The following is a 22,850-nucleotide window of genomic DNA, read 5'->3' on the forward strand; positions in this document are numbered from 1 at the left end:
ACAAGTCTCAAATCTTGTATTAAGTTGTCAGTTGTTAGTGGTTTTTTACTACTAACCACTGATAACTCTCTGATGAAGATGAATTTTTATAAAAATTGCATTAAAGATTAGGCAAATAGCTTAATATAACTTCTCTTCTGCGGGCGATCGCAGATTACATTATTAGTACTGCAAACTCTGTTAAAATTTTAGCGTCCCGCTTGCAGTAAATCTCATCGAAAAAATATTCATAAATTTTCCTGGGTATTAGGTCATTAAAATACAGAGGTAAAATAAAAATAGCTCAATGACACCCAAGTATCCCTGATTCAAGGTTCTACCCTCACAGGAAGATATTTTTCTTCCAACTCTTGTAGTGGTGGTGGCTAAAGACTAGCATATTGGCGATCGGAGGTGATATCTCGTTACATCAACCCTAACACCAGCGAAAAACTTTTGCTTCAAGTACTTTAGACTCTATTCAGGATGAGTTAAGTTTATTTGCATGTAGTGACTTCAGTCAATTTGCTGCTAGGGTTATAAATCAACAGAGACTATACTATAGACAATTTAGCTAAAACCCTTTTCAGATTTTAAATTCAGAGGTATCAATGATTATAACTAATTTTAGCAAACAAAGAAATGAATTAAATGAACCTAAAGTACTCAAAGCTAAACCGCATTGGCAAGGACAAAACTTGAGCGATACTGCTGTCAAAGGTAAAGATACCAAGATGCGAGATACTGCACCTGATAGTTCCATTTTGAATACCTTGAATCGTGGTCGAGTTGCTATTTTTATTGATGGCTTAAGCCTATTTCATACAGCTTTACAACTCGGCATCGAAATTGACTATGTTAAATTGCTTTGTCATTTAACCAATGGTTCAAGACTGTTACGTGCTTTTTTCTATACTGGGGTTGATATCACTAATGAGAAGCAACAGGGTTTTCTACTGTGGATGCGTCGTAATGGCTATCGTGTAGTGGCAAAAGATCTCGTTGTGTCAGCAGATAATTTCAAAAAATCAAACTTGAACGTAGAAATTGCTGTAGACATGATCACTTTAGCCCCTTACTATGATACTGCGGTATTAGTCAGTGGCGACGGAGATCTAGCTTATGCTGTGAATGCTGTCAGCAGAATGGGGGTTAGAGTGGAAGTTGTTAGTCTACAAACGACAACTAGCGAAAGCTTAATTGATGTTGCTGACTGCTTTATTGACCTAGATAGTATTAAAGCACACATTCAAAAAGACTCTAATCTTGGCTATAGTTACCGAACCCCGACAAATTCAAACCTCTAATATGGGGAGTTGAGAGTAGGGAGTGGGGAGTGGGGAATGGGGAAGATAAGAGCGATGAGGGGAGAGTTAGAACTTGAAGCATTGGCTTGAAGACTGCCATCTCTAAGCCAGATTCATCCAGTTATAATACTCATTTATCTACCTCATTTTACCTACTCCCAACTCCCCATTCCCCACTCCCCGCATCTTTTTAAATTTGCGTATTTTAGGATGGATATTTTAATAGTTGAAGATGAACCAGAAATTGCTCATTTAATCCAACTTTCTTTAGAAAAAGAAGGATTTTTCTGCCGTATTAGTCGTGATGGCATGAATGCTTTACGGATGTTTCAGGAACAACCACCTGATTTAATCATTTTAGATTTAATGATTCCTGGTTTAGATGGGCTGGAAGTTTGTGCCAGAATTCGCCAGAAACCAGGTGCAAAAGATCCTTACATTTTGATGCTTACTGCTAAAGGCGAAGAAATCGATCGCGTCATTGGCTTATCTACTGGTGCTGATGATTACATGGTTAAACCCTTTAGCCCCAGAGAGTTGGTAGCCAGGGTACGGGCGCTATTGCGGCGTAGTCTCCGCCAAGGGGGACAGCATCAAGTCAATCGTACCCAACACTTTATAGTAGACGTAGATCAGCGCACTGCTAGTCGCCAGATCAATTCCCAGCAACCAGAAATTCTGGACTTAACTACCCTAGAATTCAATTTGCTAACTACCTTTGTCAGCAATCCTGGCCGAGTTTGGAACCGCACGCAACTAATTGACAAACTTTGGGGAGATAACTTTTTTGGTGATGAACGCGTGGTGGATACTCATGTAGCTCGGTTGCGAAAAAAGATTGAGCCTGATCCGGCAAATCCCACTTTTATTAAAACTGTTGTTGGGGTTGGCTATAAATTTGAAGACTCGCCAATAGCGTAAGTGTTATGAAGATGGGGTTGAGAGGACGCCTATTTTTTTCTCACTTAGTAGTAATGATAGTGGGGGTAGCTAGTCTAGTTATTATCAGCAAAATTTCCTCCCCTCGGTTCTTTGTCTTGCATTTGGAACGACTAGAAAATCAGGGGTTTGATTTAATTGATGTCCGTACTGAATTGGTGACAGGATTTGAAATTGCTTGGCAGCGAAGCACTATCTGGTCAGTTTTAGTTGGCAGTACCGCAGCTGGAGGATTGAGTTACTGGGTGTCCAGAAGGATTATGCTGCGGTTAACTGAGATGGAACAAATCACCCAAAAATTTGCTGCTGGTCAGATGGATGCACGACTACCTATGTCTGACATTCCAGAACTCAATGGATTAGGTACTAGTTTCAACCGGATGGCAGCCAGTTTAGAAGGCGTGGAAGTGCGGCGGCGAGAAGTGATTGGAGATATGACCCATGAACTACGGACACCGTTAACAGTTGTGCGCGGTTATTTAGAAGAACTAGCTGATGGAGAAATTGAAGCGTCTCCAGAAATTTATCGACGTTTAGCTAAAGAAACAAGGCGCTTAGAGCGGTTAGTGAATGATTTACAAGAACTGTCGAAGGCGGAAGCTGGTTATCTGCCAATTAATATACAACGGGTAAATCTGCGTCCGTTGTTAGAGTCATTAGTGGAAAAATTTACTGACCAGTTGTTGGAAGATGGGCCAGTTTTGCACTTGGAATGTCCTGCGGTGCTGCCTCCTGTATTGGCAGATATCGATCGCACAGAACAGGTGTTAGTTAATCTGCTTGGTAACGCAGTGCGTTACACCAACGAAGGTTCAATTACTATTCGTGCTGAGATTGAAGCATCTAAACTCTGGATTGCCGTTAGGGATACAGGTATTGGTATCGAAAGAGAAAATTTGCCCCACGTGTTTGAGCGCTTCTGGCGAGCCGACCAATCACGCGATCGCCATTCCGGAGGCACTGGTATTGGCTTAACGATTTCCCATCGTTTGATTGAACTACAAGGCGGCCAGATTCAGGTAGAAAGCGAGTTGGGAATTGGCAGTACGTTTCGTTTTTTTCTGCCTTTGGCTTGAGTCAATCAATTTTAGATTTTGGATTTTGGATTTTGGATTTTCGATTGACTCTATCCACTAGCGCTGAGTCTTGGGGATTTGTTCCGTCTACAAGGGATGGGGCATGAACCGAAAAACTACAATCTAAAATCTAAAATTCCTAGTCTAAACATTTGAAATACAACAAATTGACATCACGTAGTCACGGCTGTGTCATACCCAATTGCTAGTTTGAAAGTATCCAAAATCTTGATTTTTTGACAGGCGTCAAGATTTGGAATTTGCATAGAATATAACCTCCATTTGGCATTTTGGATTGTATGCCTACTTTTGTTTTGGCTGCTTTTTTGGTTAGTTTACTCACCGTATCTGGTTACGCTGCGATCGCCTATCTGTTCCCTCAAAATCGTTCTCAAGACTGAGCTGATGCAGTTTCTAAAGCTGCTGCTACTACCCGAAAATTTTCGTCCTGCTGGAGTTTGGCGATTAACAGCTTGGCTTGGGGATCTTGAGTGCCAGACAAAGCGATCGCTGTTTGCCATCGGTTTCGCCAATATGAATCTTGTGCAAGTTCTGTCAACAGTGCCAGTGCTTGATTTTTCAAACATGATTTTAACAGTTGGCCAAGGGCGACAATCCCTGCTTCTTTAACACTTTGTGTTTCATCCTTCAAAGATTCGACTGCAACAGCTAATAAAATTTCATCTTCCTTGGTTTCCATGAGCAGAGAAATTACCGTTTGGCGAACTAACCAGTTGTCAGACTGCATAAATAGCCCTTGAAGTAAGGGAATCGTCACATCCCCAAATTCAAAAAGGGAATTGGCAGCTTCCGATAGTACATTAGGATCTTGGTTATGTTCTAGTATTTCTTGCAGAGCGAGAAATGAAGCTTCAGTCCGGTAGTTACCCAAACCCATCACCGCAAGGCGACAAAGTGCAACGTCTTTTTCATTAGCTAGCTTTTGGAGTATGGGAACAGCAACTTCCGATGGAAATTCTGCCAGTTCATCCAAGGCAGCTTTGCGCTCATTCAAGGCTTTGGCGCGTAAATTCAACTCAATCTGCTCGATGTGATTTTGATTCATGTGCTTAAGTAATAGTAGTATGTCCAGTCAGAATAGCACTTTCCGCTTCAAACCCAATCCCAGTCTCTTTGACGCACAATAAATTCAAAATTCACAGAACTGTCACAACGTAATTATGTCAACCATCCAAACAACTGTAATTCTGGCGATGACGGCTGATGGGAAAATTAGTCCCGTAGATTCTAAAGCACCCCGCAATTCTTATCCAGTAGATCAAGCACACCTGGAGTATCAAGTCTCTCTAGCCGATTTAGTCCTAATGGGAGCAGGGACGGCTCGGAATGAGGGGGCAGCCTTTACAATTGAGAATCCCGAATTTTTGGCAGCACGTCAGTTTCGGGGTCAGTCTCCCCAACCTATTACCTGTGTTGTCACAGCTTCGCTTAATCTACCGCCGGATATGAATTTTTTTCGCCAAGACATTGAGCGATGGATATTTACGACAGGGGCTGCTATAGAGCGCAGTTCTGATGCAACAACCCTACACCAGCTGGCCAAATTAATCGAACTGGGCGATACAGACCTTGATTGGGATAGAGCCTACGACTTAATGGCAGAGCAGGGTATCCGCAAAATCTTTGCTTTGGGAGGCGGCTCTTTAACAGCTTCTCTAGTCCAAGCAGGGCGAGTTGACGATTGGTGGTTGACCATTTTGCCTGTTATTTATGGAGGAGAAAGCGCCCCTACTCCCGTAGAGGGTGAGGGTTTTCTTCCCAATGATGCTCCTAAACTCGAACTGATTGAAACTCGTCAGATCGGAAGTGAGTTATTTTTGCACTACCGCACACTCAGCTGACAATTTATTATGAAAACTGGGCGTTGCTGAATGTGAATATGAAATTCAAAAATCGACTCTTCTCAACTCTTACTCTCTGCGACTCTGCGCCTTTGCGTGTTAGCGTTCGCGGAGCGTCTCGTAGAGAAGCGGGGCGTAGCCCGGTAAATTCATATTCTCAATCAGCAACACCGAAAACTCTTATCAAAAGCGCTCCCCTTTCGGGAGAGCGCTTTTTATTCTATTTAATTTTCAACTGACTTAGGTAGTGATTAACCGTTGATAGCAGGAGCGGTTAGAGCTACAGGAGCAACATCGCCAGCAGCCAAGTCTAAGGGGAAGTTGTGAGCATTGCGCTCGTGCATTACTTCCATACCCAGGTTAGCGCGGTTGATGATGTCAGCCCAGGTGTTGATGACGCGACCTTGTGAGTCGATGATCGATTGGTTGAAGTTGAAACCGTTCAAGTTGAAAGCCATTGTGCTTACACCCAAAGCGGTGAACCAGATGCCAATCACAGGCCATGCAGCTAGGAAGAAGTGCAAGGAACGGCTGTTGTTGAAAGAAGCGTATTGGAAAATCAAGCGACCGAAGTAACCGTGGGCTGCAACAATGTTGTAGGTTTCTTCTTCTTGACCGAACTTGTAGCCGTAGTTTTGAGATTCGCTTTCGGTTGTCTCACGAACCAAGGAAGAGGTAACTAGAGAACCGTGCATTGCGGAGAATAAACTTCCACCGAATACACCAGCCACACCTAACATGTGGAAGGGGTGCATCAAGATGTTGTGTTCTGCTTGGAACACGATCATGAAGTTGAAGGTTCCGGAGATACCCAAGGGCATACCATCGCTAAATGAACCTTGTCCGATGGGGTAAATCAAGAATACTGCGGTTGCAGCAGCAACAGGTGCAGAGAATGCTAGGCAAATCCAAGGACGCATTCCCAAGCGGTAGGAGAGTTCCCACTCACGACCTAAGTAGCAGAATACGCCAATCAGGAAGTGGAACACTACTAGCTGGTAAGGACCGCCGTTGTACAGCCACTCATCAAGAGATGCTGCTTCCCAAATTGGGTAGAAGTGCAAACCGATAGCGTTGGAGGAAGGAACAACTGCACCAGAGATGATGTTGTTTCCGTAAACTAAGGAGCCTGCAACAGGCTCACGGATACCATCGATGTCTACTGGAGGTGCTGCGATGAAGGCGATTACGAAGCAGGCGGTAGCAGCTAGCAGGGTGGGGATCATGAGTACACCGAACCAGCCGATGTATAAGCGGTTGTTGGTGCTGGTGATCCAGTTGGCGAAGCGTTCCCACACGTTGGCGCTTTCGCGGCGTTGAATGGTTGCTGTCATTGTTTTATGATTGCGGTTGATTGTTTTATGATTTGAGTAAGTAGACTTACTTACCTATGTTTATTAGATTAAACCCAGAATTAAGATTTGTAAACAAATTTTAAATCAGCATTGCTGATGATGGTGATTTGTTTGAATGATGAATCGCATTTATAAATGCGATTCATTGTAGTTTTATCAACCAGGAGGCCAGTCTAACTGCCGTCCTCCCAAAATATGTAGATGTAGGTGGTACACTGTTTGACCGCCATCATCACCAGTGTTAATGACAACTCGGTAACCATTTTTCAGTCCAGCTTCTTGGGCAACACGTTTGGCGGTTAATAGAAGATGCCCCAATAGAGCATGATCTTGAGATTCAGCATCAGCTAGTGTGGTAATGGTTTTTTTGGGGATGACGAGTATGTGAACAGGGGCTTGGGGGTGGATGTCTTTAAATGCCAACGCCAAATCATCTTCATAAACAATGTCAGTGGGAATTTCCCGACGAATTATTTTACTGAAAATCGTTTCTGTATTTTCACTCATGGCAATTTACCTAACTCATCTCCTAGAGATTTTAAAGGTTTAACGTTATACAATAAATACTTACAAAAATCTGTATAAATAAATTATGGCACTTGATACCGTCTAATTAGGTTTAAACCAGTATTATTACTGGTATTTTTTTTCTTAAGACTACCATATTCAGTAATTCAGAAAGAATCTCCAGCTAGATTTGATGTGATGAATCACACAGGAATGGCGTGAAAATATTTCTTTGCCAGTTTCCAGTCACTAGTCCCCAATGCCACGTTTTCGAGTTAGAATTAGTCTGTGCCCTAGTAACTTCCAGTATTTTAGACTAGTTCCATTTACTTAGATGTGATGTTTAGTAGGAGTAAGCGATGGTTTGACTACAGACTACTTTCTTGAAAAGAATAATTAATACAACAAAATACTCCTTAATATGATAACGTCTTCCATAGGTTCAGATTACTGCTAGGGCAACATAAAGATATTAATTATGATGTATCCACATCGCTCAAGTGCAGGCTGGGATGTTGATAGCTGGAAAGTTAGACATTGCCTATATTAAATGCTTTGGACGTTAATATGAAACATTCAAAACACTATTTTGTGTTTTTATAATTATTATAATTAGTATAGTTACCCGTTTCTTTTTATTATCAAATCAAAGTTTTTGGTACATGGAAAAGATGACTATCGCTCAGTCGTTCAGTACCTGATAAAAAATCGAGATCAATCTGCAAAATCTGTATTGTTGTAGGGACAGCCTAGATTATTACAATATTACGGAGATTCATCGACTTTATATCTACCAATACATATTCTCGATACAATCAATGGCAAAAATTTATCAGAAAAAATTAATACAACCACGAAGAATGTAAAAACAATATTTGTTATAATTAATAGGGAATTTTTCTGGAAACTCTAGGATACTTTTAAAAATGAAATGAGTGAATTATAGAACTTGGAAAATGAAGAAAATTTGCGTTATATGAAAGTATATAGATTTGTGAAGAATAAATAAAAATAGAAAGACTAATACTAATCTGCACATCTTACCGTAACTTTCAGTTTTGAGAAATGGAGAGTATAAATTTATAAATTAAGCTTCTGATTGCAGATTGGTATAACTAAGTAAAGTTAATGTAATGTAATGTAAATCAAGAATTAAATATAATAATCCACTTTAATTTTTGAATTTATTTGCGTAGCTACGGAGTAAGGAGTAGGTAATTAGCATTTTTGAAGTGTAGGTCGTTTTTTAAAAAATCGAATATAAGTCCTAATAGAGATAAGTTGAAGCAAAAAAACAATTAATATTATGAAAATGAAGAATGGGAAAAACATTCACAGGTAAACCCCCAATTATCATTGCACATAGAGGTGCTAGTGGCTATCGTCCAGAACATACTTTAGCTGGTTATGAATTAGCGATCGCACTAGGGGCTGACTATATTGAACCAGATTTAGTTTCCACAAAAGACGGTATTTTAATTGCTCGTCACGAAAATGAAATTTCTGAAACTACCGACGTTGCTAGCCATAAAGAATTTGCTCACCGTAAAACTACTAAAATAATTGATGGAGAATCAAAAACAGGTTGGTTTACCGAAGATTTTACCCTTGCAGAACTGAAAACACTACGAGCGAAAGAGCGAATTCCCCAACTGCGATTGCAAAATATCCCCTATGATGGATTATTTGAAATTCCCACATTACAGGAAATCATAGATTTAGTCAAAGATAAAAGTGCCGAAATAAATCGTGCAATCGGCATTTATCCAGAAACTAAGCACCCAACTTACTTTGAATCCATTGGTTTACCCCTAGAAACACCCCTATTAGCAACTTTAACAGCTAACGGTTATCAAGGAGCTAATGCACCTGTTTATATCCAGTCTTTTGAAGTGAGTAATTTACAAGATTTATCTACAAAAACTGATTTACCTTTGGTACAATTGCTAAACATTACTGGTAAACCTTATGATTTTGTAGTTAATAGTAATGATAGCACCTATGCAGATTTAATAACTGTTTCAGGTTTAGAGAAAATTGCTCAATATGCACAAGCAATTGGAGTTCATAAAAATCTACTGCTTTCTAAAGACAGCACTGGTAAATTGCTTTCACCAACATCTTTAATTATGGATGCTCATGCATTTGATTTACTAGTTCATACCTGGACTTTCCGCAATGAAGACTACTTTTTACCATTAGAATTTCAAGGAAATCCCCAAGGAGAATATGAACTATTTTTCAACTTGGGTATTGATGGCGTATTTAGCGACTACCCGGATACGGCTTGTGCTGTGAATGAAAACCTTGGGTTTAAGCGTAGAGACGCGATTAATCGCGTCTCTACCGATTCCTAAAAAGCGATCGCACTGGTCACAATTGCGGGAAACTAAAAGCAGATCTATTAGGAAAGGAGAACCTAATGAGCTGGACTAAAGTTCTTGCAGCCGAAGCGCTGTCACCAGGTGCGCGACAAGTAGTAAAAGTTGGTAACCGGAAAATCCTACTTTTGAATCACGAAAATCAGCTTTATGCCGTAGATAACACCTGTCCCCACTTAAAATTGCCTTTGAAAAGTGGGAAAATCACTGAAGATGGGGCAATTGTTTGTTCTTTCCATCGCAGTAGTTTTGACCTAAGTAGCGGTGAGGTAAAAGATTGGTGTCCCTGGCCGCCTGGTGTAGGTAAAGTACTATCCTTGGTTTCACAAGAAAAAGCACTGCCAGTTTTTCCAATCCGTGTGGAAGAAGGTAGTATCTGGATTGATGTGCAAGAAGAATAATTAAAACGGACTGGGCACTGGAGACTAGGGATAAGGGAGTGTGGGGAGTTTGGGGAAATTATAAAAAAGCTTCCCACCCGTGCCATACTCCCAATACCCCATAACCTATGCCCAATCCCCAGTTTATTCTCGCCGTTGTTGATAATCTTCAGCAGACATCGGATCTAATTCCCAGCGATCGCCGTCACGTTCCTCTAAAATATCGTTGGTACGCAGAAACGTGAAATCGTCCATTTCCAACCCTACTGCTGCTTCTATATCTTCAGTTACATTTTGATCCGGAGTTGGAACAGTACCCCCAACAGCTTCATCCCCAACTGCATCTGCATCCTGCCAATAAGCATCAACATCTCCACCAGTAAGTTCTGGGCTAGTTTCTGTGTACTGGCGTCTTTCATCTACCAAACCTCGCCCGCCAATATTGTATCCTGGCAAGTCTTTCACACCAGTACCGTAGGATTCACTAATTTCTTGCGGCAAATCATCGGTTTTTATTTCGTCATTGTGATTTTTTTTGGCCATAATGTTATCTATTTTCTGCATTCTTACAATAACGTTTTCTTCTCACCAAGTTGTATGACTAAAGATGTATGGCTTTAGTAATAAAATAATCTATCCCCTTAGTACGAAGCTAAATTAGCAATCTCGACGTAAGATTGTAAACATAAATTCATGGTCTAAGCAACTTGTAGTTGAAGTTGTTAGTTATGAGTTAGGAGTTATGAAAACGAAATTATTCGATAGTCAACTTCTAACTCGTAACTATTTTTTGTAACCCCAAAATACCACTTCGATTTAAAAAATTAAAACTTCATTTATGTTGTTAACTACTTGAATCTAAAACAATAAGACATTCAATAATTTGGAATAGCGGAGGTAGAAAGTGGAATACGACGAGTTCATTACACATGTACAAAGCCTCGCTCAATCAGATTCTCGTGAAGATGCAGAACGTGCTACCCGTGCCACCTTAGAAACACTTAAAGAACGGATAGCAGCTGATGAAGCACAAAAATTAGCTGAAAACTTGCCTGAACAACTAGGCGACTGTTTGCGAGGACGGGAAGGAGATAGTGTTCTTTCCTTCAACTTGCAAGAATTTATTGCCCGTGCGAGTCAAAAAGAAAATACAGAACCAACTATTACTGCAATTCATGTCCGAGCTGTGTTTGCTGTGTTGCAAAACGCTATCAAACCAGAAATATTTGCTGACTTTCACGCCCATTTCTCTCACGATTATGAAGAATTGTTTGCTATTTCCCCAACAGGTGAAGTACCTGCTTAGAGGACAATTTAAACATTTATAAGTGAGAAATTATGGATGTTTAATTGTTTTCACGAATGAAAATACTAGCTAGTTAAATAGAACTAAACAGGCAATACCATACTATGGCTCACAATAACAATCATTCCAGTAGGAAAAAAGTTGCAATCCTCATTGAACAGGGAGTAGAGGATGTAGAATTTACAGTTCCTTATAATGGATTAAAACAAGCCGGAATGGAGGTAGTAGTCCTTGGTTCCCGGATGAACGAAAAATATAAGGGTAAACGCGGTAAACTAAGCGTACAAGCTGATGGTACTACAACAGAAGCGATCGCAGCTGAATTTGATGCGGTAGTAATTCCTGGTGGTATGGCTCCCGACAAAATGCGGCGGAACCCAAACACAGTAAGGTTTGTACAACAAGCCATACAACAAGGAAAATTAGTAGCTGCCGTTTGTCACGGCCCACAAGTTTTGATTGAAGCCGATTTGCTTGAAGGTAAACAAGTTACTGGCTTTAGTGCTATTAGCAAAGACATCACTAATGCCGGTGCAAATTATTCAGATGAACCTTTAATAGTAGATGGAAATTTGATTACATCTCGTGAACCTGGAGACTTGGCAATTTTCACCACAGCTATTTTAAGTCGCTTGGGTTATGGTGGTAAAGACGTTGCATTGCCACATGAAAAAGATACAACTGCTCAATGGTGGAAACTAGCTGATGCTTGGGGTGGCTCAACAAAAAGTGAAGTTGGCAGAGGTTTAAATACTGCCCTTGCTGGTGAACGTTATTCACTGGAAGCTTTAGAAAAGTATGCCGAAAAAGAATCTGTTCCCGAAATAAAATCAGTTTTTCAAGATATGATTGTCAACAAACAACGCCATATTGAAAAGCTGGAAACATATCTTCATGGATTAGGTGAAAAACCATCTTTAGGGGCAAATATCGCTAATCAGTATGCTAAGGTAAAAAGTGCCTTAACCGGAAGTGATGACATATTTCAATTACGTTCCGCTTTGGGAGATGTGCAAACAGGTATTGGTGATATTGGCAATTTGTGTGCAATGTACACTGACCCAGTAGCAACTGCTATTTTCAAAGAAATTTACCACGATTTATTGAAATACGAACAGCGATTGGTAGAGTTGTATCGCACACGCATAGCAGCTCAGATTCAACCTCCTAAACCCACCACTGAAGCCGCCGTATCGATGTAACAAATTGGTAGTAGAGAAGCGCAACTGTGCTTCCCCATGAAAAATAGACTTTCTTAAAATATCGTTTCCAGGAATAACTTGGAAATGCATAGATAGCGCTTGCGGTGCTTGAATACAAGAAAGAAATCAAGACAACTTGATTAAAGTTACTCTCAAACCATGAATGGTAAATAGTCATTCAACCTAGTGAATTGTACACCCAACATAATGCAATTGAGGATTTTTATGAATCGACTAATTTCTTCGCTACGAAATATCCGTGTACACAAGATTGTCGTAGTTTTTCTAGTAGGATTTATGTTTTTACTGGGTCAAGCTTTTAGCTACGGTAACATAGCACAAGCTGATGTTATAACTCCAGAGGGTACTTATTATAAAGGTACACCAGACTACCAAGGTGAAATTAGAAACGATACCCAAATAAGAAATGCCCAGAACAAATTAAAAGACACTGTTGATAATGTCCGTGAAAAGCTTAACTTGGATGAAAAAAATCCTCAATCTACAAAAGAGTTGATTGATTCTACAAAAAACAAAGCCGCAGATAAAACTAGCCGATTACAGAGAGATAGAGAGGGTTATTACCAATATCCCCCTAACACACCAGCCAGAGACAGAGACTAGAATTTTAGCAAGTCTTGAGTCTAATGATTTGACTCATATAGCAATCTGATTTGATTGTGTAAAAAAATGAACTACACCTAAGTAATAAGCAATAGGCAATTTTATATTGCCTATTGCCTACTTAATAAATTTACAAATCAAATAGAAACGCCATACATTATCGAGGGAGAAAATATGCCTGATAAAACCGTTACAAAAATAGACTCTGCTTATTCTCCTAAAGGTCAACTTGGTCAAAAATATCTGGCATCTGGTAAAAGTATTTCCATGCGTCTGTGGGAGAATGAGGAACCAAATGAACCTAAAGAATCAACTGCGCGGGAATATGAGACTGTTGGTTATGTAATCAATGGTCGTGCAGAATTAGACATTGAAGGCCAAAAGATTTTACTAGAGCCGGGGAGTTCTTGGATAGTACCAAAAGGAGCCAGGCACACATACAAAATCCTAGAATCATTTACTGCTGTTGAAGCAACAAGTCCCCCTGCTCAAGTTCACGGACGGGATGAAAATTAGAAACTAAAAATTAAACTTTAGATAAACACAGATGGTTACTCATCTGTGTTTATTTATATGGATCTATAGTTCTAAATTTGCTGAAATTATGTCCCCTTTTTATCAGATTAGAAGCTGATGAACATCAAACATTTACTTAGTTTCCTAAATATGGATGCTAAAGGAGGGTTGGGGGATTTTCATAAAACGAATAAATATGAATCTATCCCACTAATAATATTTTCTTAATCCAAATGTGACCTGAACGATCGCCTAAAACAGTAACCAGGAACTTGGGTCAATCACTGTTGATGTCGCTCCTTTGGCCGTTACTAACCATACCTAAGGCATTCATCCGGTAAATTTTGAGATGCTCTAAAGTTCGGCTTATCATTGAGGAGTCTGTTTTGTCAATTCTTACCACTAGCAATATGCCATCAGTATAAGGTGCCAGCAGGCTAGCATCAGCTAACCCCAACAAAGGAGGAGCGTCATAAATCACCAAGTCAAAGTTATTATTAAAATCTGCCATTAGTTGCTTCATCTTTTCAGAGGAGAGCAGCTTTGTGGGATCGGGTGGTATAGGTCCAGCAGTGATTATAGATAGTTCATTCATTGAGGGTAGCTGTCGGATAGCCTCACTCGTTGGTAGGTTTGTGGAGATTAAATTACTTAATCCCCGTAAGTTATTTAAATTTGATAAGGTGTGAATGTTAGGTTGGCGTAAATCAGCATCTACAAGTAGTACTCGTTGCCCCATATCTGTAGCTACTTGAGCTAGATGGAAGGCAATAGTAGACTTACCATCACCATGCATAGCTGAGCTAATAACTATAGAAGTAATACGGCGATCCCAACTGAGCAATTGTACGTTTGTATAAAGTACCCGCAAAGCTTCTAAAAATTCTGCTGAATAGTTGCTATAATTTTTTTTCTCTAAGATACCTAAACTAGGAATGCCTTTAAAAATGGGACTTAGTATTTTTACTGTGGGAAATTTTCGCTCTTGTGTGTGGCTTTGAGTGCTTTCAACTTGCTTTTCAAATGGAATATTTCCTAACAACGGTAGTTTAATCTTCTCTTTGAGAGCCTGAGCGCTATGGTAGGTCTTGTCCAGCTTTTCTAGCAGCAGGGCGATGCCAATTCCTAAAGCTATACTCCCAACCAATCCTGGTATTAAATAACGTTTAATGCTCGAATCAGAAATAGGGAATTTCGGTTTACTTGGTGCCTGTAATAACTGCCAACCAAGTTCAGTCTGAGATATCTCGATTTGGAGATTTTCCCGAGTAGATAGAAAACGATTCAAGCTCTCGGTTGCTACCTGTAATTTTCGCTGTAGTTCAGTGTATTCACGTGCCAAGATTGGCCATTGTTTGCGCTGTAGTTCGATTCTTCGTTCTACTTTAGCAAGCTCTCGGCTTTGCACTTCTAGAGTTTGAAGCTTAGTTGTTAGTTCTGCAATTTTTGTACCCACAAAGCGTTGCGCTTCGTTGTTTACCAAAGGTACCAACCTTAGCCGTTTCTCTTTCAATGTTTGAATGGTTGGGTTATCATCTTGCAAACGAGTTGACTCTGTAGCAATTTGAACGTTTAGTTCCTGTACCTGAGCCAACAATTGCTGATACAAAGGAGCATCTTTGAGCGCTGCTAGCCTACCATCTTTTTCCTGTAGCAAAGAGAGATTAGCGCGAGCTTCTGCCAATTGCCCATCAACCTCTTGTCGTTCCTTAGACAAGTTAGTGATTTGACTAACAACTTGTTCGGACTGGACTTCTGGTTCAACAAAGTCATACTTTTGTCGAAACGTTTGCAGTTCTTTCTGAAGCTGATCGACTCGATTTTGGATAGATGGGAGTTGTTTTTCAACGAATTGAATCCCTTGGCGTAACTTGGTTTGCCGCCTTTCTCGACTATAATTTAGATAATCCTCAGCAATTTGGTCGAGTACAATTTTAACTTCATTTGGATCATGACTTCGATAACGAACTTCTATAATCTTGGTTTCAACAAACCGGGAAATTGTCAGATCTTTGATCAGCGAACTATAGCTGATATCTCGATAGGTAGTTTGTAAGCGCTTTACAATCTCTCCCATCAATTCAGGGCTTTTAAGAACCTCAATTTGACTCTCGTAATCTAGACCAGACTTGTTTACATTAGGGTCTTTGACGATATCGACTACTTTAGACTCATCATTCACAGGTTCCACTAACAGGCGAAAATTGCCTTCATATACTGGTAGTTGCCGGTTTAGTATCAAACTGACAAACACAACTGTCCCTAGAGTAATACTTATTCCTGCAATAAGTAGCGCTCTTCGACGTACAACACTCAGAAATTGTGGGAAACTCGAATCATTTCCTTGCTCTTCAGACCAAGGCAAAGGTTGAGGCTGAAGAAATGGTGGTACAGAGTTCCTATTCTGGTCGTAACTTGATGGTTGAGAAGAATGATTCTCCATCTATTTGAAAATATTTATTAATTAAGTTAGAAAAAATGTGTGTAACAACTTTAGTAATCCCAGCTAATGGAGCAATTGCACAAAAATTTATTATTTAGGAGCTGGAGTAGTCAGATTTTGAGTACAACGGATCGTCAATGGGAAACGAAAATCAAGATTTTGATAAGTTATGTATACCAATTCATAGTTAAGGTCAATTTAAACCTTGTGCTACCGTGACGTTTACTTAGTTTTAACTCTTAATATTATACGTTTTTTAGTCTCTTTGAGATTCTAGCTGAGTAGGCAAAGATAATAACATCTTTAGTTTTTAAGTATACATTTTTTTTGTTTCTTATTATAGCTAAAGTCAAGTTGAATATCCAATTGCCTCATAGTGTGCTTGGGTTAAAGGGGTAATAGATCCTTGACATCAATTTTAGCCAGAGTAATTTAAATATCACCAAGTTAGTTGTCAATCGTGATTCTTAAAATCATTACTATACCGATTATAGTAAAAAATAATACATTTAACTCAAGTGTCGGTTTTCTCTATAAAAGTAATACTTGACTTACTAGTAACATGAAAAAAATTATTAATTAGACTTAACATAATGTACAAATTTCACCAGTCAAAATTTGTTTATAAGAGAGCCACTAGTTTATGAAGTTTTTGTTGATGTGTATTGTCAAAAGATAAAATTTTGGTAAAGTGTGCGGGTAAATTTGAAACATCCTTTTATCGTGGTATTCTAGTAAGAAATTACATGTAAAAACAGATATTGAATATAAAATCATACTTAATATTTGTTATATGTAAGAAATATTGCTCAACCCAGTTAAAATGAAGTAAGTGAAAACATCCAAAATTCAATGAACATAAACTTCCAGTCTGATAGTCTGCACCAGTGCATAGTAGCTGTTACTTGACGTTTAGACATTAAGTAAAGTTTCTTAGAAGCCTGTAAAAGGCATTATTGTAAGATAATACTACATGTGTAAAATTACGGTAGCTGCTTAGACTTTTGTTTTTTGTTGTGTTCCCATGCCCCAGAAAGTTAGTGTATACAAAATTAAAAGAGCATAAGCTTCTATGTATTTGCTTAAGCGTCTTAATTAAGACCGCAGTTCGCAGATATATGTTCCCTCGTGAGAAAATTCTATGTATACCAATAAATTAATCAACTTGCTCCAAGCAAATTGAAAATATTTGTTAATTGAGACCAGTGTTCGTGTGTAATTAATGGCTTGAGCAGTTCAGTAGTATATTGAACAAAATTTCTAGAGTAGGATACAACTGATGAGACTTAATAAATGGATTAATCAAAAGTTTTTGCAATCCATTTCTGTTCGGTTAGATGTTAAGAATGACTATTCTGCGAAAACTCAGCAATCTATCAAATTGTCTGTAATCACTCAGTTTTTTCCACCAGACTATGCTCCTACGGGACAGTTGATTGAGGAACTGGTGAAACAGTTAGGACAGCAAGGAGTCGATATTGAGGTTTTTACGAGTCAGCCAGGATATGCATTTGACTCTGATACTGCTGCTTTAGCAGTTGAACGTATGGGTAGAATTCGAGTTCAGCGATCGCGCACAGCCCAGCTTTGGCCGGGGCGAATTCGTGGCAAAGCGGTCAATGGCGTCTTATACACCTTACGTGCTGCGCTCTATCTACTCAGAGCTTGGCAACGTAGCAATGTCTTGTTGGTAACTACAGCCCCGCCATTTTTGCCAGTGATTGGGTATATGGCTCATCTGTTGTTTCGACTTCCCTATGTTTGCATCCTCTATGACCTTTATCCTGATATTGCGATCGCTTTGGGAGTGGTTTCAAAGCATAGCTGGCCAGCACGGTTATGGCGTGCCATTAACAGACAGGTTTGGCTAAATGCTAAGGGGATTGTGGTTCTTAGCCCAGCCATGAAGCAGCAAGTGGTAGCAAATTGTCCGGAAGTAGCCGATAAAATTTCGGTAATTCACAGTTGGGCGAACCCAGAATTGATTGTGCCAATTGCCAAGCAAGAAAATTGGTTTGCCTTGAAGCATAACTTAGTAGACAAATTTACCGTACTCTACTCTGGGAATATGGGACGCTGCCATGATATGGCAACTATCCTCCAAGCTGCTCAACAACTGGAAGACGAACCAATTCAGTTTGTCTGCATAGGTGGTGGTGCTAAACGGGATGAATTGATTCAACAAGTCGATCAATTAGGACTGAGAAATTTTACATTTCTGCCATATCAAGACAAACAAGTACTTCCCTATTCATTAACGGCTTGCGATCTGTCACTCGTGAGTGTAGATGCATCTACCGAGAGTTTAGTGGTTCCTAGCAAGCTTTACTCAGCTTTAGCATCAGGAAGACCGATAGCGGTGATTTGCTCGCAGTATTCGTACCTGAGACAATTAGTTGCGGAAGCCGATTGCGGTGGCACTTTTGACAATGGAGACAGTCATGCTCTAGCTCAATTTATCCGCTTACTGAGTCGGGATCGGCAATTAGCAGAGCGTATGGGCAAGGCGGGTCGTCAGTATTTGCGATCGCATTTCACACCTAAAATTATTTCTCAACAATACCTTGATGTCTTGCAGCAAGCAATCTTACCTGATGGTGTGATAGCTATGTCTCAAAGCCATACAAAATAGTTGTTTGAGAAGCGATCAGCACAGATTGGTGTAGGCTTAAAAGACTTTTAGCCTCATACCAATCCCCTAAAATATAGCTGTAAATTATTCTCCTTCGCTCTTTCCTCCTGCCTGTGCTTGCAGTGAAATAAAAATCACCTCTTGATAGGAAGTATTTGCCATTATCTTTTGACTTTGGCAGTACTTTCTCAATATTGGAACATAAGCGCAATAGGCAAAATAGAAAATACTCTTTCACCAGAAACATTTACCTTTTTATTTAAGCTAGATTAACGCCTTGCTTAAATAAAAACTCTTACGTATTTCATAAAAACTACCTTTTTGGGGGGGGTCGTATTTGAATGCATAATTGAAGCACACTAGGATTGGGTTAACGGTCTTTGCTGACACGTTTCCATTGCCGTAGTTTCTGGGTAATTTGTTCTCAAGTGCCATCAATTCGTTATTTGTAAAGTTAGTAATATACCGTTTGCCAGTTGGGTAAGTCGTGAGGTAGCATCTGCCACACGCACCTTGTACAGAAAACAAAAAGATAGTGCTAATCATCCCACGTAAGTCTACTGAGGACGGACAACCTATTTTCCCTTTCAGTTAGATGATACTTGATAATAAATCTTACTGTTTTGAAATCAGATCACTTAGATATGATTTAGACGTAGTTCTGGTGATACTGTCACATTTGTTTCTACTGACATATTATCCCTACCTAAGCTGGTTTTGACTTGACAAACATCCTCTTGCTTGTTGCCATGCTTAAACTCGTACAAGTGATGCCAAAAAGAGTTTTGTGTTCCGATTGTGATGAGTTTGATTAAGATAATATAAAGTCACCACAATATGTTATGCTCTAAGACAGATTGGCAGTGATAAATATCACTGCCTTTAAAAAAATTAGGTAATATCATTACCTAATAACAAGGTTAAACTTGTTGCCACATTACAAAAAAAATTCCTGATTTAAGAATATTTGTCAATCAGCCTACTTTACTTAAATAGTATTTAGTTTTTAACTTTAGGAGACGAGCTTCGATGGTCTATTTGATCTCAGTTCCTCCAACGAAACCTTCCAGATTTTGCTGTCTATTTACTCAAATGGGAGGTCGAATTGCAGAGAAGGTGTGATCGAAATCGGAAACGTTCAAAACGGCGGGCTATCTATTGCCCAAATCATGGTTGCTACCTGGAAAGCCGGAGTCAAAAATATCAATTGTTTGCCGATCAAGCAGGACAGTTGCAGCAACGGGGCATGAGTCGTCGCAGTGCATTGATGCTGGTAGCAAACCAAACCACAGTTACCCTAGAGGGAGAGTGGTTGGAGGCCTTTTGGTGTGACGAGTGCCAGCAAACAAAATGGTATCACGTCTGCAAGTCGAACGAACGCACCTATAAAGTTTCTATAGCGCCACAAGAACTTTGGCAGCAGGTAACAGGAGCGATCGATCCCCAGGGGAACCCTTCTGTCGGAGAATTTACTCGTAGGCAAGCAAAAATACTCAACTATCACAGCATCAAAGATTTTCAGTTTGTCCATTAATGCTTAAAAGCAGTGGTCTGTAATCAATAATTATGAATAGTAAAGGAATTACGTCAAAGCCAGAGTTGATAATTGAAGCTGGACAAACAGAGCAGCAGTATTGGAAAGACCTATGGCGCTACCGAGAGCTATTTTATTTCCTGTCTTGGCGTGATATTTTAGTTCGCTATAAGCAAACAGCAATTGGTATGCTTTGGGCACTGATTCGACCATTTTTAACCATGATCGTGTTCAGCGTCATCTTCGGAAACTTGGCGAAATTACCTTCAGAGGGGACAGCACCGTATCCAATACTGGTATTTGCCGCCTTGCTACCTTGGCAATTTTTTGCCAATTCCCTAAGTGAGTGTAGTAACAGCCTAATTAGTAACGCCAATTTGATTTCTAAAGTGTACTTTCCGCGCCTGATTGTACCTGCTAGTTCAGTGATTGTTAGCTTCGTGGACTTTCTCGTTTCTGGGATGATTCTTTTAGGGTTGATGGCTTGGTATAATTTTGTTCCCAGTTGGCGGATATTATCCTTACCGTTATTTATTGGCATCGCCTTTGCTGCTTCACTAGGAGTAGGGCTGTGGTTGGCAGCTTTGAATGTGGAATATCGAGACTTCCGCTACATTGTGCCGTTTATTGTGCAATTTGGCCTATACATATCGCCTGTAGGTTTTAGTAGCAGCATTATCCCAGAACAATGGCGTTTGCTCTACTATTTAAATCCAATGGTAGGCGTGATTGATGGCTTTCGCTGGGCTATTTTAGGGGGAGAGTCCAAACTTTACTGGACTGGATTCACACTATCTTTAGGACTAGTTGCCCTGTTACTGGTAAGTAGCATTTGGTACTTCCGCAAAATGGAACGGACATTTGCTGACGTAATTTAACAAGGATCTGTGCAGATGTCTGAGAACATGATTAGTGTAGAAAATTTAAGTAAAAGATATATAATCGCTCACCAGCAGGAGGGAAGAAGTCGCTACAAAGCACTACGCGATGTAATTGCTGATGGTGCTAAATCTTTTGCCAAGGGATTTATCAAACCCGGTAGCAAAAAAATGTCCAACCCAGCGCGGGAAGAATTTTGGGCATTAAAAGATATTTCTTTTGACATTCAACAAGGTGAGGCCATTGGTGTTATTGGACGCAATGGCGCTGGTAAATCTACCCTGTTAAAAGTTCTCAGCCGGATTACCGAACCGACGAGGGGACGTATCGCCATCAAAGGGCGAGTAGCAAGCTTATTAGAAGTAGGAACAGGATTCCACCCAGAACTGACGGGACGAGAGAACATTTATCTCAACGGTTCTGTTCTGGGAATGAGTAGAGTTGAAATTAAAAAGAAATTTGATGAAATAGTTGCCTTTGCTGAGGTTGAGAAGTTTTTAGATACCCCAGTCAAACGCTATTCTTCAGGAATGTACGTGCGCCTTGCTTTTTCCGTTGCAGCCCATTTAGAGCCAGAAATTTTAATTGTCGATGAAGTTTTGGCTGTAGGTGACTCGGCATTTCAGAAAAAGTGCTTGGGGAAAATGGGTGATGTGGCGACAAAAGAAGGACGAACGGTCTTATTTGTCAGTCATAGTATGCAAGCGATCGCCCAACTCACCAAACGTTGCATACTACTGTCTAAGGGTAGCGTCCAGTTTGATGGTGATACTGGCAAAGCAGTACAGTTATATCTGGCTGGCCAGAAAGATGATTCTGTCTCACAAGGATATTACCAAGCTCCTGTCAACAAAACTGGCAATCATGTAGCTTGGGTAAGGGCACACGCCTCTGAAGGAGAGGGAATTCACTGTTGGGGAAAACCGATTACCTTTGAGTTTGCCCTACATGTGACTGAACCTCATGAAAGTCTGCGTTTTTCCTTTCAGATAGTCAATTTTTTACAACAACCGATTTGTATCTTCTGGTTTTTCGAGTCTGATGCTCCGTTTTGTCGAGAGCCGGGAACATTTATTCTGCGATGTGAGATTCCCAAATTTAGACTGTATATGGGTTCATACACCTTAACAACATGGTTCTCCAACCGTCGTAGCGACACTCTGCTAGAAAATCTCAGAGAGGTTTGCCCCTTTGAAGTGACTATGCATAATTTCGAGCGTGCAGATTATCAATGGCAACCTGATGAGTGTACTTATTTAGAAGATGCTATTTGGCAAACAGTGGAAAAGCATTAATTTGAAGGCAGATTAAGTAATGGCTGTAAATGATGATGTTAAGTTAGGCACAAACGTCAAGATTTTTCATCCCCATCTCGTCAACCTCTACGGTTGCGTTATTGGGGATGATACGAAAATCGGTACATTTGTCGAAATTCAGAAAGATGTCACGGTAGGAAATCGGTGTAAAATTTCATCCCACAGTTTTCTGTGTGAAGGCGTTGTCCTAGAAGATGAAGTGTTTATTGGTCATGGAGTCATGTTTACTAATGACCTTTATCCCCGTGCAACCAATGAAGATGGCAGTTTAAAAACAGATGATGACTGGTATACAATCAAGACTTTAGTAAAACGCTGTGCATCTATTGGTAGTAATGCTACCATCCTGCCAGGTGTAACTATTGGTGAAAAAGCCATCATTGGTTCTGGAGCAACAGTAACTCACGATGTTCCTGATTATGCAATTGTAGTTGGAGTCCCCGCCCGTGTCATAGGGGATGTCCGCGATCGCCAAAATTTGCAAATGTCAGCTAGTAGTTTGTGAGATTCTTGTGTGCTGTTTGAACTTGGTGAATTCTAAAACCTTCCAAAGATAAAGCTTTTTTAGATCAAATAGCAAATAACTTGCGATCCAGCTATCAACTATTGCTG

General features: G+C 40.0%; 20 protein-coding genes. 15 read left to right on the forward strand and 5 right to left on the reverse strand.

What is annotated here, in order from left to right; all coding sequences use genetic code 11:
- Positions 1-590 precede the first annotated feature (590 nt).
- From IQ276_RS21720 to IQ276_RS21730, 3 genes are all read left to right on the forward strand, one after another.
- Entirely contained in the window at positions 591-1,286 is a 696-nt protein-coding gene (locus IQ276_RS21720; protein ID WP_190881840.1) for a LabA-like NYN domain-containing protein, read from the forward strand.
- A gap of 210 nt (positions 1,287-1,496) precedes the next feature.
- Positions 1,497-2,207: a response regulator transcription factor gene (locus tag IQ276_RS21725; protein ID WP_190881841.1), complete on the forward strand. Its 711-nt coding sequence runs from the start codon at positions 1,497-1,499 to the stop codon at positions 2,205-2,207.
- Between the two features lie 5 nt (positions 2,208-2,212).
- Positions 2,213-3,301 carry a sensor histidine kinase gene (locus IQ276_RS21730; protein WP_193915502.1) on the forward strand — a complete coding sequence of 363 codons (1,089 nt, stop codon included), beginning with the start codon at positions 2,213-2,215 and terminating at the stop codon, positions 3,299-3,301.
- A 391-nt stretch (positions 3,302-3,692) separates the two neighbouring features.
- Here the strand turns inward: IQ276_RS21730 and IQ276_RS21735 are convergent, their stop codons facing one another.
- Positions 3,693-4,367: a HEAT repeat domain-containing protein gene (locus IQ276_RS21735; protein WP_190881843.1), complete on the reverse strand. Its 675-nt coding sequence runs from the start codon at positions 4,365-4,367 to the stop codon at positions 3,693-3,695.
- A 115-nt stretch (positions 4,368-4,482) separates the two neighbouring features.
- On the opposite strand from IQ276_RS21735, the gene IQ276_RS21740 reads away from it, so the two are divergent.
- Positions 4,483-5,163, forward strand: coding sequence for a RibD family protein (locus tag IQ276_RS21740; protein ID WP_193915499.1), 681 nt, complete (start codon positions 4,483-4,485; stop codon positions 5,161-5,163).
- A 251-nt stretch (positions 5,164-5,414) separates the two neighbouring features.
- Here the strand turns inward: IQ276_RS21740 and psbA are convergent, their stop codons facing one another.
- Both psbA and IQ276_RS21750 read right to left on the reverse strand, forming a co-directional pair.
- Positions 5,415-6,497 carry a photosystem II q(b) protein gene (psbA, locus tag IQ276_RS21745; protein WP_235115862.1) on the reverse strand — a complete coding sequence of 361 codons (1,083 nt, stop codon included), beginning with the start codon at positions 6,495-6,497 and terminating at the stop codon, positions 5,415-5,417.
- Positions 6,498-6,674: 177 nt separating this feature from the next.
- Positions 6,675-7,025: a histidine triad nucleotide-binding protein gene (locus IQ276_RS21750; RefSeq protein WP_193912719.1), complete on the reverse strand. Its 351-nt coding sequence runs from the start codon at positions 7,023-7,025 to the stop codon at positions 6,675-6,677.
- A 1,319-nt stretch (positions 7,026-8,344) separates the two neighbouring features.
- Here IQ276_RS21750 and IQ276_RS21755 point away from each other — a divergent pair.
- Positions 8,345-9,382, forward strand: coding sequence for a glycerophosphodiester phosphodiesterase (locus IQ276_RS21755; RefSeq protein ID WP_193912721.1), 1,038 nt, complete (start codon positions 8,345-8,347; stop codon positions 9,380-9,382).
- Between the two features lie 65 nt (positions 9,383-9,447).
- Complete coding sequence (locus IQ276_RS21760) at positions 9,448-9,807, forward strand: Rieske (2Fe-2S) protein (RefSeq protein WP_190881920.1); 360 nt, start codon at positions 9,448-9,450, stop codon at positions 9,805-9,807.
- A gap of 123 nt (positions 9,808-9,930) precedes the next feature.
- Here the strand turns inward: IQ276_RS21760 and IQ276_RS21765 are convergent, their stop codons facing one another.
- Positions 9,931-10,329 (reverse strand): DUF6335 family protein, encoded by a 399-nt coding sequence (locus IQ276_RS21765; protein ID WP_190881921.1) that lies wholly within the window; start codon positions 10,327-10,329, stop codon positions 9,931-9,933.
- 361 nt (positions 10,330-10,690) lie between these two features.
- On the opposite strand from IQ276_RS21765, the gene IQ276_RS21770 reads away from it, so the two are divergent.
- From IQ276_RS21770 to IQ276_RS21785, 4 genes are all read left to right on the forward strand, one after another.
- Complete coding sequence (locus IQ276_RS21770; protein ID WP_193912723.1) at positions 10,691-11,092, forward strand: DUF2267 domain-containing protein; 402 nt, start codon at positions 10,691-10,693, stop codon at positions 11,090-11,092.
- 104 nt (positions 11,093-11,196) lie between these two features.
- Positions 11,197-12,294, forward strand: coding sequence for a DJ-1/PfpI/YhbO family deglycase/protease (locus IQ276_RS21775; protein ID WP_193912725.1), 1,098 nt, complete (start codon positions 11,197-11,199; stop codon positions 12,292-12,294).
- 225 nt (positions 12,295-12,519) lie between these two features.
- Positions 12,520-12,918, forward strand: a complete 399-nt coding sequence (locus IQ276_RS21780) for a hypothetical protein (RefSeq protein ID WP_193912727.1) — start codon at positions 12,520-12,522, stop codon at positions 12,916-12,918.
- A 174-nt stretch (positions 12,919-13,092) separates the two neighbouring features.
- Positions 13,093-13,434, forward strand: coding sequence for a cupin domain-containing protein (locus IQ276_RS21785; protein ID WP_193912729.1), 342 nt, complete (start codon positions 13,093-13,095; stop codon positions 13,432-13,434).
- A gap of 277 nt (positions 13,435-13,711) precedes the next feature.
- Here IQ276_RS21785 and IQ276_RS21790 read toward each other — a convergent pair whose 3' ends face one another.
- A complete protein-coding gene (locus tag IQ276_RS21790; RefSeq protein WP_193912731.1) occupies positions 13,712-15,877 on the reverse strand; it encodes a GumC family protein in 2,166 nt (721 codons plus the stop codon).
- 1,279 nt (positions 15,878-17,156) lie between these two features.
- Between IQ276_RS21790 and IQ276_RS21795 the strand changes: the two genes are divergently transcribed.
- The 5 genes from IQ276_RS21795 (at position 17,157) to IQ276_RS21815 (ending at position 22,743) form a co-directional block, all read left to right on the forward strand.
- Entirely contained in the window at positions 17,157-18,509 is a 1,353-nt protein-coding gene (locus tag IQ276_RS21795; RefSeq protein WP_193912733.1) for a glycosyltransferase family 4 protein, read from the forward strand.
- A 1,105-nt stretch (positions 18,510-19,614) separates the two neighbouring features.
- Positions 19,615-20,043 carry a hypothetical protein gene (locus IQ276_RS21800; protein WP_193912736.1) on the forward strand — a complete coding sequence of 143 codons (429 nt, stop codon included), beginning with the start codon at positions 19,615-19,617 and terminating at the stop codon, positions 20,041-20,043.
- A gap of 32 nt (positions 20,044-20,075) precedes the next feature.
- The gene (locus IQ276_RS21805; protein WP_193912738.1) at positions 20,076-20,921 is read left to right on the forward strand and encodes an ABC transporter permease; all 846 of its coding nucleotides are present in this window, start codon (positions 20,076-20,078) and stop codon (positions 20,919-20,921) included.
- 15 nt (positions 20,922-20,936) lie between these two features.
- Positions 20,937-22,217: an ABC transporter ATP-binding protein gene (locus IQ276_RS21810; protein WP_228042753.1), complete on the forward strand. Its 1,281-nt coding sequence runs from the start codon at positions 20,937-20,939 to the stop codon at positions 22,215-22,217.
- Positions 22,218-22,236: 19 nt separating this feature from the next.
- Positions 22,237-22,743 carry an acyltransferase gene (locus tag IQ276_RS21815; protein ID WP_193912740.1) on the forward strand — a complete coding sequence of 169 codons (507 nt, stop codon included), beginning with the start codon at positions 22,237-22,239 and terminating at the stop codon, positions 22,741-22,743.
- The last annotated feature ends 107 nt before the right edge of the window (positions 22,744-22,850 follow it).

The organism is Desmonostoc muscorum LEGE 12446 (assembly GCF_015207005.2).
Taxonomy (GTDB): domain Bacteria; phylum Cyanobacteriota; class Cyanobacteriia; order Cyanobacteriales; family Nostocaceae; genus Nostoc; species Nostoc muscorum.

Excerpts from the sequence above, each read along its gene's own strand:
- IQ276_RS21720 (WP_190881840.1), top strand. The coding sequence starts at position 591 with ATGATTATAACTAATTTTAGCAAACAAAGAAATGAATTAAATGAACCT.
- IQ276_RS21805 (WP_193912738.1), top strand. The coding sequence starts at position 20,076 with ATGAATAGTAAAGGAATTACGTCAAAGCCAGAGTTGATAATTGAAGCT.
- IQ276_RS21795 (WP_193912733.1), top strand. The coding sequence starts at position 17,157 with ATGAGACTTAATAAATGGATTAATCAAAAGTTTTTGCAATCCATTTCT.
- IQ276_RS21755 (WP_193912721.1), top strand. The coding sequence starts at position 8,345 with ATGGGAAAAACATTCACAGGTAAACCCCCAATTATCATTGCACATAGA.
- IQ276_RS21785 (WP_193912729.1), top strand. The coding sequence starts at position 13,093 with ATGCCTGATAAAACCGTTACAAAAATAGACTCTGCTTATTCTCCTAAA.
- IQ276_RS21725 (WP_190881841.1), top strand. The coding sequence starts at position 1,497 with ATGGATATTTTAATAGTTGAAGATGAACCAGAAATTGCTCATTTAATC.
- IQ276_RS21815 (WP_193912740.1), top strand. The coding sequence starts at position 22,237 with ATGGCTGTAAATGATGATGTTAAGTTAGGCACAAACGTCAAGATTTTT.
- IQ276_RS21765 (WP_190881921.1), bottom strand. The coding sequence starts at position 10,329 with ATGGCCAAAAAAAATCACAATGACGAAATAAAAACCGATGATTTGCCG.
- IQ276_RS21775 (WP_193912725.1), top strand. The coding sequence starts at position 11,197 with ATGGCTCACAATAACAATCATTCCAGTAGGAAAAAAGTTGCAATCCTC.
- IQ276_RS21790 (WP_193912731.1), bottom strand. The coding sequence starts at position 15,877 with ATGGAGAATCATTCTTCTCAACCATCAAGTTACGACCAGAATAGGAAC.
- IQ276_RS21740 (WP_193915499.1), top strand. The coding sequence starts at position 4,483 with ATGTCAACCATCCAAACAACTGTAATTCTGGCGATGACGGCTGATGGG.
- IQ276_RS21760 (WP_190881920.1), top strand. The coding sequence starts at position 9,448 with ATGAGCTGGACTAAAGTTCTTGCAGCCGAAGCGCTGTCACCAGGTGCG.
- IQ276_RS21810 (WP_228042753.1), top strand. The coding sequence starts at position 20,937 with ATGTCTGAGAACATGATTAGTGTAGAAAATTTAAGTAAAAGATATATA.
- IQ276_RS21730 (WP_193915502.1), top strand. The coding sequence starts at position 2,213 with ATGAAGATGGGGTTGAGAGGACGCCTATTTTTTTCTCACTTAGTAGTA.
- IQ276_RS21780 (WP_193912727.1), top strand. The coding sequence starts at position 12,520 with ATGAATCGACTAATTTCTTCGCTACGAAATATCCGTGTACACAAGATT.
- IQ276_RS21750 (WP_193912719.1), bottom strand. The coding sequence starts at position 7,025 with ATGAGTGAAAATACAGAAACGATTTTCAGTAAAATAATTCGTCGGGAA.
- psbA (WP_235115862.1), bottom strand. The coding sequence starts at position 6,497 with ATGACAGCAACCATTCAACGCCGCGAAAGCGCCAACGTGTGGGAACGC.
- IQ276_RS21735 (WP_190881843.1), bottom strand. The coding sequence starts at position 4,367 with ATGAATCAAAATCACATCGAGCAGATTGAGTTGAATTTACGCGCCAAA.